Consider the following 16,864-nt stretch of genomic DNA (forward strand, 5'->3'; position numbering starts at 1 on the left):
GTAGTTTACAGTTTGCTTATGCTTCTCACAACCAAAAAACCCATGGCTTTCGTGTCCATGTAAAGGAGATTACACAATGAGTTTTCCTCAAGTTGAATTAAACACCAATAAAGGCCGTATTGTTCTTGAGCTTAACGCAGAAAAAGCACCTATCACAGTTGCTAACTTTTTAGAATATGTTCGTGACGGTTTCTATGATGGCGTAATTTTCCACCGTGTAATTGATGGTTTCATGATCCAAGGCGGCGGCATGGATGAAAACTTCAAAGAAAAAGCAACACGTGATGCAATCGAAAATGAAGCTGACAACGGCTTAACAAACGATTTGGGTACAATTGCAATGGCGCGTACACAAGCTCCTCATTCTGCATCTGCTCAATTCTTCATTAACGTTGGTAACAACAGCTTCCTTAACCACTCTGGTAAAACAGCACAAGGTTGGGGTTATGCAGTATTTGGTAAAGTAACTGAAGGTTTAGACGTAGTAAACGCAATTAAAGGCGTTCGTACTGGTAACCGTGGTTATCACGCTGACGTTCCTTTAGAGAACGTTGTAATCGAATCTGCTAAAATTATTGCTGAGTAATTTAGAATCCTCCCTAACCCTCCTTTAATAAAGGAGGGAATTTCCACTAATGCTTATGTGGTTTTCTCCTCCCTTTTTAAAAGGGAGGTCGGGAGGGATTTTCAAAATAGGAAACCTTAGTGACTCATCTGTTTATCTCAGATTTACATTTGTCACCCGATCACCCTCGATTAATTCGAGGGTTTTTGGCTTTGTTAAACGAATACCAAAATAAGAAAACACATCTTTATATTTTAGGCGATTGGTTTAATGCTTGGATTGGCGATGATTACAGCGCCCCGTGGTTAGATGAAATAGTTTTAGCATTACAACAGTTTAACGCCTCAGGAAATGAAGTTTATTTCCAATTTGGAAATAGAGACTTTGCTTTAGGTCAAAAATTTTTAAATCAATTTAATGGTCATTTATTAAAAGATGTCGATTATTTAGAAATTGCTCATGTAAAAATTCGTTTAGAACATGGTGACTTACTTTGTACAGATGATGTTTCTTATCAAAAATTCCGTAAAATAATTCGTAACCCCTTCGTTTTAGGCTTTTTGAAAAGTACGCCTTTAGGTTTTAGACAAAAACTTGCAAATGGTTTTCGTAAAAAAAGTTCCGAAACCAAGCAGACAAAGTCTTATGACATTATGGATGTGAATCAACTTGCCGTAGAAAATGCTTTGACACATGTTGATATTTTAATTCATGGACATACACACCGCCCTGAAATTCATAATGTGAATAATAAGAAACGTATTGTTTTAGGTGATTGGCGAGAACATGAAGCGCAAATTTTAGAAATTGATGAAAACAATATAAGAGATTTCCAACTTAAAACATGGAATTATTAAAGTATCATTCAGATGAAACTTGGTTTTTTAAATTTTTAATTTCTTTGGCTAATTTATAATTCCAAAAAACAACACCACCTAATATTACTAAATATTTAACATCTAAGGCACCATATTTACGGTATTCACTAACAAGAATTAAAACCAGTAAAGCAAATGCAAAAACAGTAAATAGCTTCTGTAAAGATTGCTGACGGATCTTTCCTTGAATAGTTTTAGGCTCAATATTCAACAAAATTACATCTCCCTCAAAAATATCTTAAAAATATATATGTAAAGATTAAATAAAATATTCCCCCCTTATTAAATTAGCCTTACACCTCTTAACGAAACCTATATACTCAGTGAAATAATTTATATTGGAGCAAACGATGGATTTGTTAAACGTTTCAAAAACTCGCTACACCACCAAAGCTTATGACTCATCAAAAAAAATTCCACAAGAACAATTTGAGCGTTTACTTAAAATCTTACGTCTAGCTCCATCTTCTATTAATATTCAACCTTGGCATTATTTTATCGCAGATAATGACAATGCTAAACAACGTATTGCAAAAGCCTTGGTTGGTCGTTATGCCTACAATGCACCAAAAGTTCTCGATTCATCACATACCATTTTGTTTTGTACCAAAGCCGATATTACCGAAGAACATTTAGAAAGCTTGCTTAGTACAGATGACAAAAATGGTCGTTTCAAAGATGAAGCCGCTAAACAAGCTCAAAAAGATGCACGTATCGGTTATGTCGACTTTTACCGCAATGAAAAAGGTGATGTTCAGCGTTGGGCAGAAAATCAAACATTTATTGCACTCGGTCAAATGCTATTAGCCGCAGGCATTGAAAATATTGATGCAACACCTATTGGTGGTTTTGATGAAAAGATCATTTCAGAAGAGCTAGGCTTAACAGCTAAAGGCTTAATTCCATCTGTCATTATGACTTTGGGTTTCCGAAGTGAAAATGACTTTAATGCAAAACTTCCAAAATCACGTTTAAGTGCTGAAGAAATTTTTACAAAACTTTAATTCTTACTTTAAATAAAAAAAGGGACTTCAAGGTCCCTTTTTTATGATCTGAAGATATTGGCACACGTATTGCTTATTTTTTATACAAAACAAAACAGGAGAATAACGATGAGTACTGCTTTTATGCCCTTAAAATTTGAATGTTCAACTTGTCATCAGCTTTATTTTCAGCACTATAAAAACTCAGAATTACATTACCCCGAATGCCCCACTTGCCATCAAAGTGGTTTACTGATTGGTACTGCTGAAGCTGATGATGTTTTAAAACATCCATATAGTGTACTTTCAAGTATTGTTAAACAGACATTGAATACGCTAGACAAAGCACACTAACAATACCCAATAAAAGCCCAATACATGAAGCGGTTTTTAATCTTTCTTTAAAGAAAATTAAACCGCTTAAAACACCCAATACAACAACTAAGATATTCATCCCTGCAAATACAATGGCAGGCGAATCTTTTAGCAACATGTGAGCTTTTACATACAATGCAATATTGGCAAAATTAAGCACTCCCAAAAACAAACCCGCACCAATATTTCTCACAGACCCGATGGTATTATGTTTAATCAAAATATATAAAACTGAAAGAATAAAAGCACAAATAAACATTAAGTTAAGTGCAACAGCAAACTGCAAACCCAAACCTGTTGTATATTTTAATAAAATATCGATACTGGCATAACCGAACCAAACCAGTGCAAGATATAAAACTCCCTGATTCCCCCCACTCGATTTGCTATAATTCGAAAACAAAATGGCAATAACAGCCATAATCCCCAGTCCAATACCCACGAGTTTTAAATCTGAAAATTGTTCATGAAATATAAAATATGCAGCACTTAAAGATAAAACTACAGATAAACGCTGTGCAACTTCTGTCTTTAAAATTCCTGCACTTTGCAATGATTTTGATAAAAACAAAAATACACTGGGTAAAAGCACACCTAATGCAATCACCAGTAACCACGGCGTAGAAACGACAGACACATGAGCTAAATCGGGTTTAAACCAAATAAAACATAAAACACTCGCAATTGCATAATTCCAAGTGATCATTTGAATCGGTTCAAATCCTCGATTTTTCATTATTTTTAGAAAAATAGAGACTAAAACACTACACAATGCCGCAGCAAATATTAATTCCATACCATCATCTACTTATGCTTTTGTTTATAGAATTCTTTTTGTTAAATAAAAGCCCACAAATTGTGGGCTTTTATTTTTATAAACGATTACTTTCGCAATTATTTATAGCGTTCAACCATTTTCTCTAAAGAAATTGGACGAATTTTGTCAGCATTGCCCGCAGTACCAAATGCTTCATAACGATCGATACAAATTTGTTTCATTGCATCAACAGTTGCAGAGAAGAATTTACGTGGGTCAAATTCACTTGGTTTTTCAGCCATCAAACGACGCATAGCACCTGTAGACGCTAAACGTAAATCTGTATCGATGTTGATTTTACGAACACCGTGTTTGATTGCATCAACCAATTGCTCAACAGGAACACCATAAGTTTCTTTGATGTCGCCGCCAAACTCATTGATTACAGCTAACCATTCTTGAGGAACAGAGCTTGAACCGTGCATTACAAGATGCGTATTTGGTAACGCAGCATGAATTTCTTTAATACGGTCAATCGCTAAGATATCGCCTGTAGGTGGACGAGTGAACTTATAAGCACCATGAGAAGTACCTACAGCAATCGCCAATGCATCTACATTTGTATCTGCAACAAAGCTACGTGCTTCTTCTACAGAAGTAAGAAGTTGAGAATGATCTAAAACGCCTTCTGCGCCTACACCATCTTCTTCACCAGCCATACCAGTTTCAAGGCTACCTAAGCAACCAATTTCACCTTCAACTGACACACCACAAGCATGCGCCATTTGAACTGTACGACGAGTTACGTCTACATTGTATTCATAACTTGTTGGTGTTTTACCATCTGCACCCAAAGAACCATCCATCATTACAGATGAGAAGCCCAATTGGATAGAACGCTGACATACATCAGGGTCTGTACCATGATCTTGGTGCATAACCACTGGAATATGCGGCCATTCTTCAATTGCAGCCAAAATTAGGTGACGTAAAAATGGTGCGCCTGCATACTTACGAGCACCCGCAGATGCTTGTACGATAACAGGTGAGTTAGTTGCATCTGCAGCTAACATAATTGCACGCATTTGTTCTAAATTGTTTACGTTAAACGCTGGTACGCCGTAAGCATGTTCGCCGGCGTGATCCAAGAGCTGGCGCAATGAAATAAGAGCCATAATATCCTCCCAGGTAATGCCACATATTCTACATTGGGATTTGTTTCAATTCAGCAACAATTCGTATCTTTTAAAAAAAAAGTCCTCATATAAAGAGGACTTTTACAAAAATATCGCGAAGTTCAGCTATTTTGCTGCCTTTTGGCTATTTTTCTTCGTGTGGTGTTGCAGCATCTGCAGATGCATTTGCAATTTCAGCAGGAACATCTGTGTTCTTTTCATCAAGAATTGGTTTGTCAATTGCATCAATTGTGGCTTGTTGCTCAGCACTTACTTTTTCAGAATCTGTAGTCACAGCCGATGCATCCGCTTCAGAAGCAGGTGCTTGTTCTTGTTTTGAACATGCAGTTAATGCTAAAGATGCTACCAATAATGCCGCCAAAGCTAATTGCTGTTTCATAATCTATTTACCTTAATATGCAACGATTTAATTCATTAAAAGCATAATATGACAGTGATGTTTCATTTTTATGACGAATATCTAAACAAAAAAGGCTGACCGAAGCCAACCTTTTTTCACTTTAAATGAACAATTAAGCGCGTTCTAAAAGTGCTGCTACAGCAGGAAGCGTTTTACCTTCAACGAATTCAAGGAATGCACCACCACCTGTAGAGATATAACCAATTTTGTCTGCAACTTCGTACTTATCAATTGCAGCTAAAGTATCGCCACCACCTGCAATAGAGAAACCATTCGATTCTGCAATTGCTAGAGAAAGTGCTTTTGTACCTTCGCCAAACTGATCAACTTCAAACACGCCTACTGGACCATTCCAAAGGATTGTTTTTGAGTTTTTGATAATTTCTGCAAAAGCTTTTGCTGTTTCAGGACCAACATCAAGAATCATGTCGTTGTCTGCTACATCTTCAACTTTTTTCACAACCGCTTTAGCAGCAGCTAATGAACCTAAGAAATCTGCAAAATCAATTTCAGACGCATCTGCAACAACAACATCAGTTGGCAATGGTACAGAAACTTTTGCAGCAATCGCTTTTGCTGTGTCGATTAAATCATTTTCGCAAAGTGATTTACCAACATTGAAGCCTGCAGCCGCTAAGAATGTATTTGCAATACCACCACCTACGATAATTTGATCGCAAATATCTGAAAGTGAAGTAAGTACATCAAGCTTAGTTGAAACTTTAGAGCCTGCAACAATAGCAACCATTGGTTTTTGAGGTGTTTTAAGTGCACGACCTAAAGCATCAAGCTCTGCTGCAAGTAAAGGGCCTGCCGCTGCAACTTGAGCAAAACGTGCAACGCCTTCAGTTGACGCTTCTGCACGGTGCGCTGTACCAAATGCATCCATTACGAATACATCACATAGCGCTGCATATTTTTGAGCAAGCTCAGGATTATTTTTCTTCTCACCTACGTTAAAACGGCAATTTTCAAGTAAAACAACTTGTCCTGCTTCTACTTCTACGCCATCTAGGTAATCAGTAAATAGTTTAACTTCTTGACCAAGTGCTTCTGTTAAATAAGCCGCTACAGGTGCAAGAGATTGTTCAGCTTTTGGTTCACCTTCAACAGGACGACCAAGGTGAGAATAAACCATTACTGCAGCGCCTTTAGCAACAGCAGCTTTAATTGTTGGTAATGCCGCGCGTAAACGTGCATCACTTGTAATCACACCATTTTTAACAGGTACGTTTAAATCTTCACGGATTAAAATACGCTTACCAGCTAAATCTAGGTCAGTCATACGCTGAAAATTCATGTATAGCTCACTTTTTATATATCAAAACCGGCACGATTTTAAATGATTATGCAAAAAAAGGTTAGCTTCTTTTTACATAAAAGATGTAGAAAGTGGTACTTTTGATTATCATAGTCTCTAGGTCACAACGAAATTCAGTATCTATGTCCATTCATCCAGACCCAAGCATCAATTTATTGAATGTTTTAGGCGAACCTCTCGCAAGTTGTTGTTTTGACCCTATTACTGGTTATTTTCGCAATGGCTTTTGCCATACGGCTCCATCAGACATTGGGCAACATACAGTTTGTGCACAAATGACCTCTGAGTTTCTAAACTATTCTCAAAGTGTAGGTAATGATTTAACCACCCCGCTTCCTGAAGCAGGTTTCCCCGGCTTAAAACCAGGTGACTTTTGGTGTATTTGTGTGACCCGTTGGGTAGATGCCTACCAAGATGGTTGTGCACCCCCTATTAAAATTCAAGCATGTCACCAAGCGGCTCTGTCTTATGTACCGCTTGATGTTTTAATGGACTACGCAGTGTAATGAACAATATGCAACTTATTTTGGCGTCTAGTAGCCAAACCCGTAAAGAATTGATGGATCGCTTACGCATTGATTATCAATCTATTGTTCCCGATATTGACGAATCTCCACGTGGTGAAAACCATGCCGATGATTTAGCCAAGCGCCTTGCTTTTGAAAAAGCAAAATTTATTTCAGACCAATATCCCGATGCGATTGTCATTGGATCTGATCAAGTGGCTTGGCGTGAAGGTGCTCCTGATATTTTTATTGGTAAGCCTTTAAGCAATGAAAAAGCAATTAAACAGCTTCAAGCCAACTCTGACAAAATTGTTTACTTTAGTACTGCTTTAAGTGTTCAACACAAAGCTTCTGGTTTTGAAAGAACTTTGATTGAACATTACAAAGTGAAGTTCCGTAAGCTAAATTTAGAAGAAATTAAGCGCTATGTTGAAATTGAACAGCCTTTACATTGTGCTGGAAGTTTTAAATGTGAAAGCCTTGGTATTAGCCTTTTTGAAGAAATGATTGGACAAGACCAAACCACTTTAATGGGCATGCCAATGATTAAGCTATGTGGCATTTTAAGAGAGTTAAAAATTTTAGTGCCTTAATCTAAGCTTTAAAAAAAAACCGAGTTCAATGGCTCGGTTTTTTTAATTAATGTCCGTTGATTTTCAAATTACAATCATTCTAGTACCCTATTTTTTAGCTAAAATAATTTAAGACACTGATATTTATAAAAAATTTAAAATATTTCGTATAACGTGTATTATTTTAATTTTAGGAAATATTGATAATTAATCTGATACCCCTAAATGGAGAAAAATCCTTCCATTTTTTCCTTCAAATATAAAATCATCCCAAGCACCCTCATACCATGTATCTGTTTTCAGGTGAACTTTATAAATTGCATGGACTTCTACTAATGTCAGCAATTCATCTAAGAAATTTTTTAAGAAATCTATTTTAAAGCTCTCGTGTGTTAATGAAAAAGCTCTGTATTTATCATCTAAATAGCAAGATTCATGTCCACATCCTATAGAGCTTTCATTAATATTTGGTGATTTCTGATAGGAAAAAATCCAATTTTTTATTGTTGAATAAACTAATTCATCATCAATATTAAATGGTTCTAGTGTAAAACTAGCTTCAGGATAATATTGAAATATATACTTTTCAAAAGATTGAGGACAATCATCTTCATCAGGTAGCTTCTCAAGTTCAAAACTATAAGAGTGATTTGCTTTTGTATTTATCCATGAAAATGCTTCTAGCACGCCTGCTAATTTTCCTAATTTAAAGTCCATGCTTTTCATCTTTTATACCGTATTTATTTAATAAGAAATTATACATTAACAATATTTATTTAACATAATGGCTGTTATACGAAATGAATTTTTAATCCAAAAGTAGAAAGATTCAATTTCCTAAAAAACAGCCATATTTAGTTGTCTGTGCTTTTATATCAATCTTGAAAAATAAAATCCAAGCATTTAGACCTATTAACTTGCACCAAAACTCGTCACAAGGGACAATATACAAAATTTATTTGTAGTTATTGCAATGTCACAACCTTTAGACGTATTAGGCGGAATTACCGCTGAACAATTCCTTGCCGAATATTGGCAAAAAAAACCTCTCCTTGTTCGTAATGCAATGCCTGAAATTGCGAACATCTTAGAACCTAACGATGTAATGGAACTTGCGCTAGACGAAAATATTACTGCTCGTCTTATTAAGCAAAAAGACCGTGACCCAAACCAATGGTCAGTGAAATCTTCACCTTTATTAAAAGCAGATTTCCAAAAAATGCCCAAACTTTGGACGCTTTTGGTTCAAGCTGTCGATCATTATTCATTTGACCTTGCTGAACTTTGGAAGAAATTTCCATTTATTCCGCAATGGCGCCGTGATGACATTATGGTGTCTTATGCTCCTCAAGGTGGTTCTGTAGGTAAACATTTCGACTTTTATGATGTGTTCTTAGTACAAGGTTATGGTCATAGACGTTGGCAATTAGGGCAAATGTGTGATGACGATACAGACTTCGTTGCAGGACAACCTATAAAACTACTTCCTGAAATGGATGTTCATTTTGATGAGGTTCTTGCACCAGGCGACTTACTGTATGTACCACCAGGTTTATCGCACTATGGTGTTGCAGAAGATGAATGTTTAACATTCTCTTTTGGTTTCCGCATGCCAAATGTGACTGATATGGTTGATCGTGTTGGCGATAAAATTTCAGAAAATGAAGCTTTACGTAATCCACTATTAGACATTATTCGAGATCAAGTTTCAGCTGCAGGTGAAGTGAGCAAAAATGAACTCGAATATCTAAAAGAAAAAATCATGGAACAACTTCAAAACTCAAACGTTCTTGAAGATGCCATCATGACATTAATGTCTGAAGCTAAGTACCCTGAAAATATTCCTGAAGCAGAAGAAATTGGTGCTGGTGATTTAGAAGAAGCACTAGAAGAAGGTTATAAACTATGTTTAGAGCCATCATCTAGACTACTTTATACAGAACAAGATAGTGACGTTTTATTTTGGGCAAACGGTGAAGGTATCTGCATTTCAGAAGTATTTACACCACTTTTACAACAATTAGCAGATGGTCAAATACTTGAACTAAACCAAGATTTATACGATCAAGATATTCTTGAAGATATTGCCCAATTATTAAATGAATCTATTTTAATATTGGTTCCTGCCGAATAAAACCACAATCAAGTTTGATGATTTCACCTCATCAAACTTGATTTATTTATTGATATTTCAACTAGATATCCTTGGTTTTGAATTTAAAAGGTGACAAATCAACACTTGATAATTATTTCTAAAAGTTGCACTGTTAGCATATATTTAATTTTTCGGGTTAAAAAGTGTCCAGCCTATCTCAAAGCATAAGACATAAATTTTTAAATACTTTTTTTTCAAGGTACTCAGTTTGGCTGATTAGTATCATTATCGCTGTGTCACTTACATGGTTCAGAGTATTTTCTGAAATCCATTATTTACACTATTTCCTATCAGATACTGCGATTAATACAATTTGGCTGAGTACACTTGCGCTTAGTTTTTTAGGTACGTATGACATTTTACAAAAACGTCATGCGGTCTTAAAAAACTACCCGATTATGGGACATTTCCGTTATTTATTTGAAGATTTCCGTCCTGAAATTCGTCAATATTTCATTGAATCAGATCAAGATGCTTTACCATTTTCACGCATGCAACGTAGCTTAGTCTATCAACGTTCAAAAAATGAAAATGCAGATAAACCTTTTGGTTCATTGATTAATGTATATCAACAAGATTACCGCTTTATCATGCATTCGATGGCTCCTTGCAAACCCGCAGATCCATCTACTTTCCGTATTCAAATTGGTAGCGAGCAATGTACTCAACCGTATAGCTCATCAATTTTGAATATTTCAGCCATGAGTTTTGGTAGTTTAAGTGCCAATGCAATTCGTGCACTAAATAAAGGTGCAAAACTAGGTAACTTCTATCATGATACGGGTGAAGGTAGTATTAGCCCATATCATTTAGAAAATGATGGCGATATTGTTTGGGAATTAGGTAGTGGCTACTTTGGCTGCCGTACCTTAGATGGTCAATTTTCTCCTGAAGCTTTTGCAAAACAAGCAAAGCTTCCACAGGTAAAAATGATTGAGATTAAACTCTCACAAGGTGCAAAACCAGGTCATGGCGGTATTTTACCTAAAGATAAAATTTCAGAGGAAATTGCTCAAATTCGCGGTATTAGCCGTGAACACGACTGTATTTCTCCATCTACACATTCTGCTTTCTCAAATCCAATTGAGTTAATGCAATTTATCCAACAATTGCGTGAACTTTCAAATGGTAAACCTGTCGGCTTTAAACTTTGTATTGGTCAACCTTGGCAGTTTATGGCCATTGTAAAAGCTATGCTTGAAACCAAAATTGTGCCTGACTTTATTGTGGTTGATGGATCTGAAGGTGGTACAGGCGCAGCACCTATCGAACTTATTGACAATATGGGCGTTCCATTACGTGAAGGCTTACGAATTGTACATAACACTCTTGTTGGCGTAGGATTACGTAAACAAATTAAAATTGGTGCTAGTGGCAAACTCATTAGTGCTTTTGATATTGCAAGTACACTTGCTATAGGTGCCGATTGGGTAAACTCGGCTCGTGGCTTCATGTTTGCCGTAGGTTGTATTCAGGCTCAAAGCTGTCACACTAACCAATGCCCTGTTGGTGTTGCAACACAAGATAAAGAACGCCAAAAAGCAATTCACGTTCCAACTAAATCAGACCGTGTACATAATTTCCATAAAAACACTATGCGTGCTTTAGCGGAATTACTTGCTTCTGCTGGCTTAGAGCACCCGTCTGAAATTAAATCGCATCATTTAGCACAACGTGTTAATGACCGTGAAATTAATAACTACGCACAGCTTCACTTTTGGCTAAAAGAAGGTGAACTTTTAAATTGCGATCAAGCGAACACGGATAATTTCTATTATCGTATGTGGAAAGTTGCCGACGTAAATAAATTCTAAATTTTAGTATTTGAGATTAAAGAGGCTTCGGCCTCTTTTTTATTATGTTGTATTAAGTCACTATTATTGGGAGGTTGCATATTCTGAAAGTTGGAAGTTTGACAACCAAAACATGTTAATCATTGAGTAAATCTTAAATACATAAAAAAGCTCAAGTATTTCTTACTTGAGCTTTCCTTTTTTATACTCATTAATAATAAACTTTGCTTTGCTTTGCATGTAAAAATGCAGGAATTAAACCTGTTAATGCAGCACGAATATCGGCACGTTCATTAATTAATTGATGAGAACCTTCTTCCAACATCAACAAAGTTTGCAATCTAAACTTTTTACGAATGAAATCTATGTTGTATTTCCAATCTACTGTTTGATCCTGAGCACCTTGAGCCAACCAAACTGGTATACGACAAGATGGTCTTTGCTCCATTTCTTGCATCCATTTAGACATTGCTAAAATCCAATCCATACCCATCATTTTAGGTTGTAAAGGATCTTTTAAACGAATAAATCTTAGAAACTCAGGATTGTGATTATTCCTACGGAAATGACGTGGAACTTGCTTTTTAATTCGACGAATAATGCCTAAACCCACCGAATTGTGCCACCAAGCAGATTTTGCAGGACGCACTAATGGCGATAGTAATAAAACACGGTCAATATAAGGGTTAACTCGACGTTCAGCAAACTCAAGTACATGATGCATTAAAATTGCGCCACCTGTACTTTGCCCAATACCCAGCCATGGTTTTGGCAATTGGTCTGCTGTTTTTACATACTGATAAACAGCATGTAAAACATCTTGATAATGATCAAAATCTTTAATATTTGCAGGTGAGCCATCACTTAAGCCATGACCTGGTAAGTCGAATGTAATGACACTAAAACCCTGCTCCATCAACTCTTGAATAATAGGTTGATAAATTCCACTATGTTCTAAATAACCATGTAATAAAAATACAGTACCTTGTATTTCTTTAAAACGCGTATTTGTTAAATTAGGTTTAAAAACTTGCACATGTAACTTAAACAGCGACATAGCAACATAGCCTTGCCAATGCTCACCATCTAACAAATGAAAACCATAAAGTTTTCGATATGCTTGTAACTCCGAATTGGGCGAAAATTGGCGATGCAAATTCAGTGCTTCAAGTTGTGACGATGTAGTTTCTCTACTAGGTACAGGTAAGTCTAACAACTTTAATTCATTTGGATTTGAAAATGGAATCTCACGCATTATGGGATCTCCCTACAATCACTTGAACCCAAGAATACATCTCGAATAGATGCCAGCATTTCATAATTTGCTCTACGGCTGTGATCATAATTTTTAACGCTAGGTCGCCAAGTTGTTAATTGTGTTGGCATAGGTGCCTCTACAGGAATTGTTTCAATACCATTTAAGGCAAATAATCGGCGCGTACGAGGCATGTGGTATTCATCTGTTACAAGAATAACCGTTGGTGCACCACCTTTCTTTTGTAATAACAACGAGCTAAAACGTGTATTTTCACAAGTATTCATGCTTCTATCTTCTAATAATTTGGCATCAACTCCACGTGTTTTAAGCCATGCTTGCATATAGGGTGCTTCTACGCCACTTAACACAATAGGAAGTTGATATTGTTCTTCTATTTCTAACGTTTTTTCTAATCTTAAACGAGTGTAATCATTCACAACAATGGTTTTAGCATCTTTATCTAAAGTTAAACCACCACCTAATACAATAATTGCATAAGGTTTTGAATTTTGCACCTGAGTTGAAACAGCATTTTGCTCTTGAATATGCTGAACATCCTCCAAAGTTTGTAAATTCACCCCTTCCTTTTGAGGCTCTATAATTTCATGCGTCAATAAAAAATCTGTGTACTTTTCCATTGCTGCTTTATTTTCAGAATTATTTAATTCCAATAACTCTCGAACAGCAGGTATAGCTTGTGCTTCAGAACTTGATGATACGTCCAATAGTGGGATGGATGCTTTAAGAGGCTCATCTTTTTCTTCTTTTTCTCGTTCTTCAACAATAGAGTTTTGCAATATTTTATAACGTGCTTGAATCGTACTTAAGTCAGAATTTGAGCCTTTTTTAAGTTCCGCCTCCATCACTTTTAAATATGCTTGACGTGCAATCCAAAGCTCTGAGCCAGGCTCAAAAGTATCATTTTCACTTAAAGACGCAAGCTTTTGACTTTCCGCAGCTAATTCATTCACTTCTACAGGGACAAAAGCATTCAATGATTTCACGACCAATTTCGAGTAAAAAGGCGAATAAATAAAAAGCATTAGACTGCCTAAAAATACAAATAACAAAGATGCTATTTGTACTAATTTCACCATTAAATGCTTTTTAGCCATTTACTATCCTGTAATTACATGGTGTTCGTGAATTAAACCATGTTCACTATATAAGACTGGTTCTGGTTCTAAAGATACACCAAATTTAACATAAACATCATGTTGCACAGCTTTATATGTTGCCTGAACATCTGCTAAATTTGCATCTGCATAATTAACCAGCACCAAAGCTTGCTTTTGAAACATGCCTACAACGCCCAATTTCTTACCTTTCCAACCTGTTTGATCGATCAACCAACCTGCTGCAATTTTAACTTTGTTATTCGGCTGCGGATAATGCGGTAAATTCGGAAACTGCTCTGCCAATTTCAAATATACCGCCTCATCTACCACTGGGTTTTTAAAGAAACTCCCAACATTCGGATATTCTTTAGGATCTGGTAGTTTAGCTTGGCGAATCTGAATAACTTGTGTTTGTAAATTTAATGCTGTTTTTTCTTCGCCAACGGCTGTTTTTAAATCGCCATAATTTAGCTTTAAATCTGGATGTTTTAAAAGCTTAAAAGTCACAGATACAATTACATATCTATTCGGATCATCTTTAAAAATACTATGACGATAAGAAAATTGACAATCTTTGCCTAAAATTGAACTAAATTCTTTGTTAGAGCGATCGTAAACCTGTACAGAATCTATAAACTCACCCGCTTCTACACCATAAGCCCCAATATTCTGCACAGGTGATGCACCCACTAAGCCAGGAATAAGCGCTAAATTTTGTAAACCAAATAAGTCTTGAGATGTTGTCCATAAAACAAAATCGTGCCAAACCTGACCTGCGCCTACACGAATGGTTTTAGAAGCAGCATCTTCAGAAATATATTCTATGCCTTGTATGTCTATATGAATAACAAGCGCATGCAATTGTTGAGGCAATAGCATATTGCTACCACCCGATAAAATCATCACATTCAACTGATGATCTTCAGCATAAGCTAAGGCATCTACCAATTCTTGCTTGTCTTGAACTTTAATGTAGTGCGATGTAATGACATCTAAACTCAATGTATTAAAAGCTTTAAGTTGAATTTGTGTTTGAATCTTCATATCTTAAAACCTATGCTCTTAATTCATTTTTAAAGATGTTTGCCCAAGCACGACTGCTCGATTCACATTGATCTAATACACGCTCAAAACCACTAGCACCTCCATAATATGGATCTGGCAATGCTTGCTGTTTATATTTCTCATCATGCTCGCTCATTAAAGCAATTTTTGCACGAAGTTGATTTTTATCAAATACAGCTTCTGCTTTCTTCTGAAGCATTTGAATATTTTCTAAATTTTCATGATCCATTGCTAAAATTAAATCAAAATCGATAAAATCTTGCATGGTCAATTGTCTTGCTCTTAGCGAAGATAAGTTATATCCACGCTTAAGTGCATGTTGCTGACTACGTTCATCGGGAGCCTTATTGGGATGATAATTACTTGTACCTGCCGAATCGACTACAATATTGAGTTGCTCTTGATCGCAAAATTGTCTAAGAACAACTTCTGCCGTGGGTGAACGACAGATATTTCCTAAACAAACACATAACACCTTGTATGGCGTTTGGGACGACATAGCAACCTCTTTTACACTTTTATTTTCACTGCCTTATGTTAAGTGATTTAAGAGCTGAATCCTATATAGAATTTCTATAATAATGTTGATTTACGTATTAATTTTCACCTCAGATCACGACCTTTTTTGCTAAAAATTATATTTAATCAAACTCAATAGAATAATTAAGCATGTTTTTAAACTAAAAGATCATTAAAATTATCAAAAAATCGAATTTATAGATCATATTTACACACTCAAAAATCATTAGAATTTCTTAATAGATTATTATTCTTATTTAAAAATTACAAATATACAAAATAACTGATTAAACAATAATCGAATAATTACTCTAAAATATTAATCAATAAAAACAATTATTTATGATATTTTTTATATTATTTTAAAATATACACTCATGTTTTATAAAGATTTTTGATTTTCACCGATTCAGCTAAACTTTTATTATTGTGTAATTTTTATTAACTAAATATTTTATTTCAAAATTAAATCCCTAAACTTTGCAGTAATTTCAAAACACACTTCTACTTCTATTAAGGGATATATATGAAGCCTTCAATTAAAACGATTCTCCCACTTGCACTTTTAGGCTTAACTGCTGTTACAGCAACTCATGCCGCAACTTCAGATGGTAAAACTTTTGGTGTTTCTGCAGGTTGGTTACATGTAATGCCGCAAAGCTCTGCTCAAGGTGTAACAAATACTGCAGCAAATGATGGTCTTATTCTATCAGGTTCTCGCTATTCTGCTGGTGCTGGTTTTGAAGTGCAAAAGGCTGATACTATTGGTTTAACACTTGATTATTTCGTAAATGATAATGTTTCACTTGAAATGGTTTTAGGTGCTCCACCTAAAATGAAATTATCTGGTGCTGGTCTTGCGGAAGCTTCTATTCCAGGTGCTTCTGGTGTTGGTCCAGATTTAAGTAAACTTGATAAAGTTGCAAGCACTAAAGCATATACGCCTACTTTTCTTGCTAAATACCAATTTGGTACTGTAGATAGTAAAATTCGCCCATACTTAGGTGGTGGTGTAATGTATGCTCATTTCAGTGATATTGATGTCGATAGCGATCGTGTAAATGCTGCATTAAATACTGGTGCATTAACACTTATGAAACCAAGTTTAGGTAATGTAACTGTTGAAGATGCTTTTGCTCCTGTTGTTGTTGCTGGCGTTGATTACAACATTAATAAAGATTGGTTCGCAACCGCATCAGTTTCTTATGCTCATTTATCTACAAATGCAAAACTTGAAATTTTGGACAAAAACAAAGATCTTTTAATCACAGGTAAAAGTAAAGTTGAAATCAACCCAATCGTAACTTTTGTTGGTCTTGGTTACCGTTTCTAATCTTTAATTAGATTTAAACGTAAAAAAACAGGCTCTTGAGCCTGTTTTTTTATATATTCATTATTAATAA

The 16,864-nt window shown here is 35.6% G+C and carries 19 protein-coding genes; 9 read left to right on the forward strand and 10 right to left on the reverse strand.

Translation table 11 applies throughout. The features are described from left to right. Window positions 1-76 precede the first annotated feature (76 nt). Window positions 77-586: a peptidylprolyl isomerase gene (locus tag AC5YC8_RS06760; protein ID WP_496163998.1), complete on the forward strand. Its 510-nt coding sequence runs from the start codon at window positions 77-79 to the stop codon at window positions 584-586. Window positions 587-705: 119 nt separating this feature from the next. Next, window positions 706-1,422, forward strand: coding sequence for a UDP-2,3-diacylglucosamine diphosphatase (locus AC5YC8_RS06765; RefSeq protein WP_496163999.1), 717 nt, complete (start codon window positions 706-708; stop codon window positions 1,420-1,422). Window positions 1,423-1,426: 4 nt separating this feature from the next. On the opposite strand, the gene AC5YC8_RS06770 is transcribed toward AC5YC8_RS06765, so the two are convergent. Beyond that, on the reverse strand, window positions 1,427-1,657 hold the full coding sequence (locus AC5YC8_RS06770) for a hypothetical protein (RefSeq protein WP_496164000.1): 231 nt from the start codon (window positions 1,655-1,657) through the stop codon (window positions 1,427-1,429). Window positions 1,658-1,793: 136 nt separating this feature from the next. Here AC5YC8_RS06770 and nfsB point away from each other — a divergent pair, with 136 nt between their 5' ends. Then, window positions 1,794-2,447 (forward strand): oxygen-insensitive NAD(P)H nitroreductase, encoded by a 654-nt coding sequence (nfsB, locus tag AC5YC8_RS06775; protein ID WP_496164001.1) that lies wholly within the window; start codon window positions 1,794-1,796, stop codon window positions 2,445-2,447. Window positions 2,448-2,555: 108 nt separating this feature from the next. Next, the gene (locus AC5YC8_RS06780; RefSeq protein ID WP_496120110.1) at window positions 2,556-2,780 is read left to right on the forward strand and encodes a hypothetical protein; all 225 of its coding nucleotides are present in this window, start codon (window positions 2,556-2,558) and stop codon (window positions 2,778-2,780) included. Here AC5YC8_RS06780 and AC5YC8_RS06785 read toward each other — a convergent pair. The 4 genes from AC5YC8_RS06785 to AC5YC8_RS06800 form a co-directional block, all read right to left on the reverse strand. Continuing rightward, window positions 2,743-3,597 (reverse strand): EamA family transporter, encoded by an 855-nt coding sequence (locus AC5YC8_RS06785; RefSeq protein WP_496164002.1) that lies wholly within the window; start codon window positions 3,595-3,597, stop codon window positions 2,743-2,745. The two genes, AC5YC8_RS06780 and AC5YC8_RS06785, sit on opposite strands and share 38 nt — an antisense overlap. 98 nt (window positions 3,598-3,695) lie before the next feature. After that, a complete protein-coding gene (fba, locus tag AC5YC8_RS06790; protein ID WP_496120114.1) occupies window positions 3,696-4,733 on the reverse strand; it encodes a class II fructose-bisphosphate aldolase in 1,038 nt (345 codons plus the stop codon). Between the two features lie 145 nt (window positions 4,734-4,878). Beyond that, the gene (locus tag AC5YC8_RS06795) at window positions 4,879-5,133 is read right to left on the reverse strand and encodes a hypothetical protein (RefSeq protein ID WP_496164003.1); all 255 of its coding nucleotides are present in this window, start codon (window positions 5,131-5,133) and stop codon (window positions 4,879-4,881) included. Window positions 5,134-5,266: 133 nt separating this feature from the next. Then, on the reverse strand, window positions 5,267-6,454 hold the full coding sequence (locus AC5YC8_RS06800) for a phosphoglycerate kinase (RefSeq protein ID WP_496164004.1): 1,188 nt from the start codon (window positions 6,452-6,454) through the stop codon (window positions 5,267-5,269). 143 nt (window positions 6,455-6,597) lie between these two features. Here AC5YC8_RS06800 and AC5YC8_RS06805 point away from each other — a divergent pair, with 143 nt between their 5' ends. Both AC5YC8_RS06805 and AC5YC8_RS06810 read left to right on the forward strand, forming a co-directional pair. Next, a complete protein-coding gene (locus tag AC5YC8_RS06805) occupies window positions 6,598-6,981 on the forward strand; it encodes a DUF2237 family protein (protein ID WP_496120117.1) in 384 nt (127 codons plus the stop codon). Beyond that, window positions 6,981-7,574 carry a Maf family protein gene (locus AC5YC8_RS06810; RefSeq protein ID WP_496164005.1) on the forward strand — a complete coding sequence of 198 codons (594 nt, stop codon included), beginning with the start codon at window positions 6,981-6,983 and terminating at the stop codon, window positions 7,572-7,574. The genes AC5YC8_RS06805 and AC5YC8_RS06810 overlap by 1 nt, the downstream gene beginning before the upstream one ends. Before the next feature lie 186 nt (window positions 7,575-7,760). Here the strand turns inward: AC5YC8_RS06810 and AC5YC8_RS06815 are convergent, their stop codons facing one another. Next, window positions 7,761-8,270 carry a hypothetical protein gene (locus AC5YC8_RS06815; protein ID WP_496164006.1) on the reverse strand — a complete coding sequence of 170 codons (510 nt, stop codon included), beginning with the start codon at window positions 8,268-8,270 and terminating at the stop codon, window positions 7,761-7,763. Window positions 8,271-8,526: 256 nt separating this feature from the next. Here AC5YC8_RS06815 and AC5YC8_RS06820 point away from each other — a divergent pair, with 256 nt between their 5' ends. Further along, on the forward strand, window positions 8,527-9,687 hold the full coding sequence (locus tag AC5YC8_RS06820; RefSeq protein WP_496164007.1) for a ribosomal protein uL16 3-hydroxylase: 1,161 nt from the start codon (window positions 8,527-8,529) through the stop codon (window positions 9,685-9,687). A 164-nt stretch (window positions 9,688-9,851) separates the two neighbouring features. Then, window positions 9,852-11,522: an FMN-binding glutamate synthase family protein gene (locus AC5YC8_RS06825; RefSeq protein WP_496164008.1), complete on the forward strand. Its 1,671-nt coding sequence runs from the start codon at window positions 9,852-9,854 to the stop codon at window positions 11,520-11,522. A gap of 190 nt (window positions 11,523-11,712) precedes the next feature. On the opposite strand, the gene AC5YC8_RS06830 is transcribed toward AC5YC8_RS06825, so the two are convergent. From AC5YC8_RS06830 to AC5YC8_RS06845, 4 genes are read right to left on the reverse strand one after another with little or no spacing between them, the layout of a single operon-like run. Continuing rightward, a complete protein-coding gene (locus AC5YC8_RS06830) occupies window positions 11,713-12,756 on the reverse strand; it encodes an alpha/beta hydrolase (protein ID WP_496164009.1) in 1,044 nt (347 codons plus the stop codon). Continuing rightward, window positions 12,756-13,874 carry a YdcF family protein gene (locus tag AC5YC8_RS06835; RefSeq protein WP_496164010.1) on the reverse strand — a complete coding sequence of 373 codons (1,119 nt, stop codon included), beginning with the start codon at window positions 13,872-13,874 and terminating at the stop codon, window positions 12,756-12,758. Before AC5YC8_RS06835 ends, AC5YC8_RS06830 begins: the two co-directional genes overlap by 1 nt. Before the next feature lie 3 nt (window positions 13,875-13,877). After that, entirely contained in the window at window positions 13,878-14,921 is a 1,044-nt protein-coding gene (gene murB, locus AC5YC8_RS06840; protein ID WP_496164011.1) for a UDP-N-acetylmuramate dehydrogenase, read from the reverse strand. A gap of 10 nt (window positions 14,922-14,931) precedes the next feature. Further along, on the reverse strand, window positions 14,932-15,441 hold the full coding sequence (locus tag AC5YC8_RS06845; RefSeq protein ID WP_496120127.1) for a low molecular weight protein-tyrosine-phosphatase: 510 nt from the start codon (window positions 15,439-15,441) through the stop codon (window positions 14,932-14,934). 546 nt (window positions 15,442-15,987) lie between these two features. Between AC5YC8_RS06845 and AC5YC8_RS06850 the strand changes: the two genes are divergently transcribed. Continuing rightward, entirely contained in the window at window positions 15,988-16,794 is an 807-nt protein-coding gene (locus AC5YC8_RS06850) for an OmpW/AlkL family protein (RefSeq protein ID WP_496164012.1), read from the forward strand. The last annotated feature ends 70 nt before the right edge of the window (window positions 16,795-16,864 follow it).

This window comes from Acinetobacter sp. FY731 (assembly GCF_059515905.1).

What these genes read in the sequence shown, in the direction of transcription:
- AC5YC8_RS06835 (WP_496164010.1), bottom strand. Translation starts at nt 13,874, where the DNA reads ATGGCTAAAAAGCATTTAATGGTGAAATTAGTACAAATAGCATCTTTG.
- AC5YC8_RS06800 (WP_496164004.1), bottom strand. Translation starts at nt 6,454, where the DNA reads ATGAATTTTCAGCGTATGACTGACCTAGATTTAGCTGGTAAGCGTATT.
- AC5YC8_RS06845 (WP_496120127.1), bottom strand. Translation starts at nt 15,441, where the DNA reads ATGTCGTCCCAAACGCCATACAAGGTGTTATGTGTTTGTTTAGGAAAT.
- AC5YC8_RS06810 (WP_496164005.1), top strand. Translation starts at nt 6,981, where the DNA reads ATGAACAATATGCAACTTATTTTGGCGTCTAGTAGCCAAACCCGTAAA.
- AC5YC8_RS06820 (WP_496164007.1), top strand. Translation starts at nt 8,527, where the DNA reads ATGTCACAACCTTTAGACGTATTAGGCGGAATTACCGCTGAACAATTC.
- AC5YC8_RS06830 (WP_496164009.1), bottom strand. Translation starts at nt 12,756, where the DNA reads ATGCGTGAGATTCCATTTTCAAATCCAAATGAATTAAAGTTGTTAGAC.
- AC5YC8_RS06785 (WP_496164002.1), bottom strand. Translation starts at nt 3,597, where the DNA reads ATGGAATTAATATTTGCTGCGGCATTGTGTAGTGTTTTAGTCTCTATT.
- AC5YC8_RS06805 (WP_496120117.1), top strand. Translation starts at nt 6,598, where the DNA reads ATGTCCATTCATCCAGACCCAAGCATCAATTTATTGAATGTTTTAGGC.
- AC5YC8_RS06815 (WP_496164006.1), bottom strand. Translation starts at nt 8,270, where the DNA reads ATGGACTTTAAATTAGGAAAATTAGCAGGCGTGCTAGAAGCATTTTCA.
- fba (WP_496120114.1), bottom strand. Translation starts at nt 4,733, where the DNA reads ATGGCTCTTATTTCATTGCGCCAGCTCTTGGATCACGCCGGCGAACAT.
- AC5YC8_RS06780 (WP_496120110.1), top strand. Translation starts at nt 2,556, where the DNA reads ATGAGTACTGCTTTTATGCCCTTAAAATTTGAATGTTCAACTTGTCAT.
- murB (WP_496164011.1), bottom strand. Translation starts at nt 14,921, where the DNA reads ATGAAGATTCAAACACAAATTCAACTTAAAGCTTTTAATACATTGAGT.
- AC5YC8_RS06795 (WP_496164003.1), bottom strand. Translation starts at nt 5,133, where the DNA reads ATGAAACAGCAATTAGCTTTGGCGGCATTATTGGTAGCATCTTTAGCA.
- AC5YC8_RS06760 (WP_496163998.1), top strand. Translation starts at nt 77, where the DNA reads ATGAGTTTTCCTCAAGTTGAATTAAACACCAATAAAGGCCGTATTGTT.
- AC5YC8_RS06850 (WP_496164012.1), top strand. Translation starts at nt 15,988, where the DNA reads ATGAAGCCTTCAATTAAAACGATTCTCCCACTTGCACTTTTAGGCTTA.
- nfsB (WP_496164001.1), top strand. Translation starts at nt 1,794, where the DNA reads ATGGATTTGTTAAACGTTTCAAAAACTCGCTACACCACCAAAGCTTAT.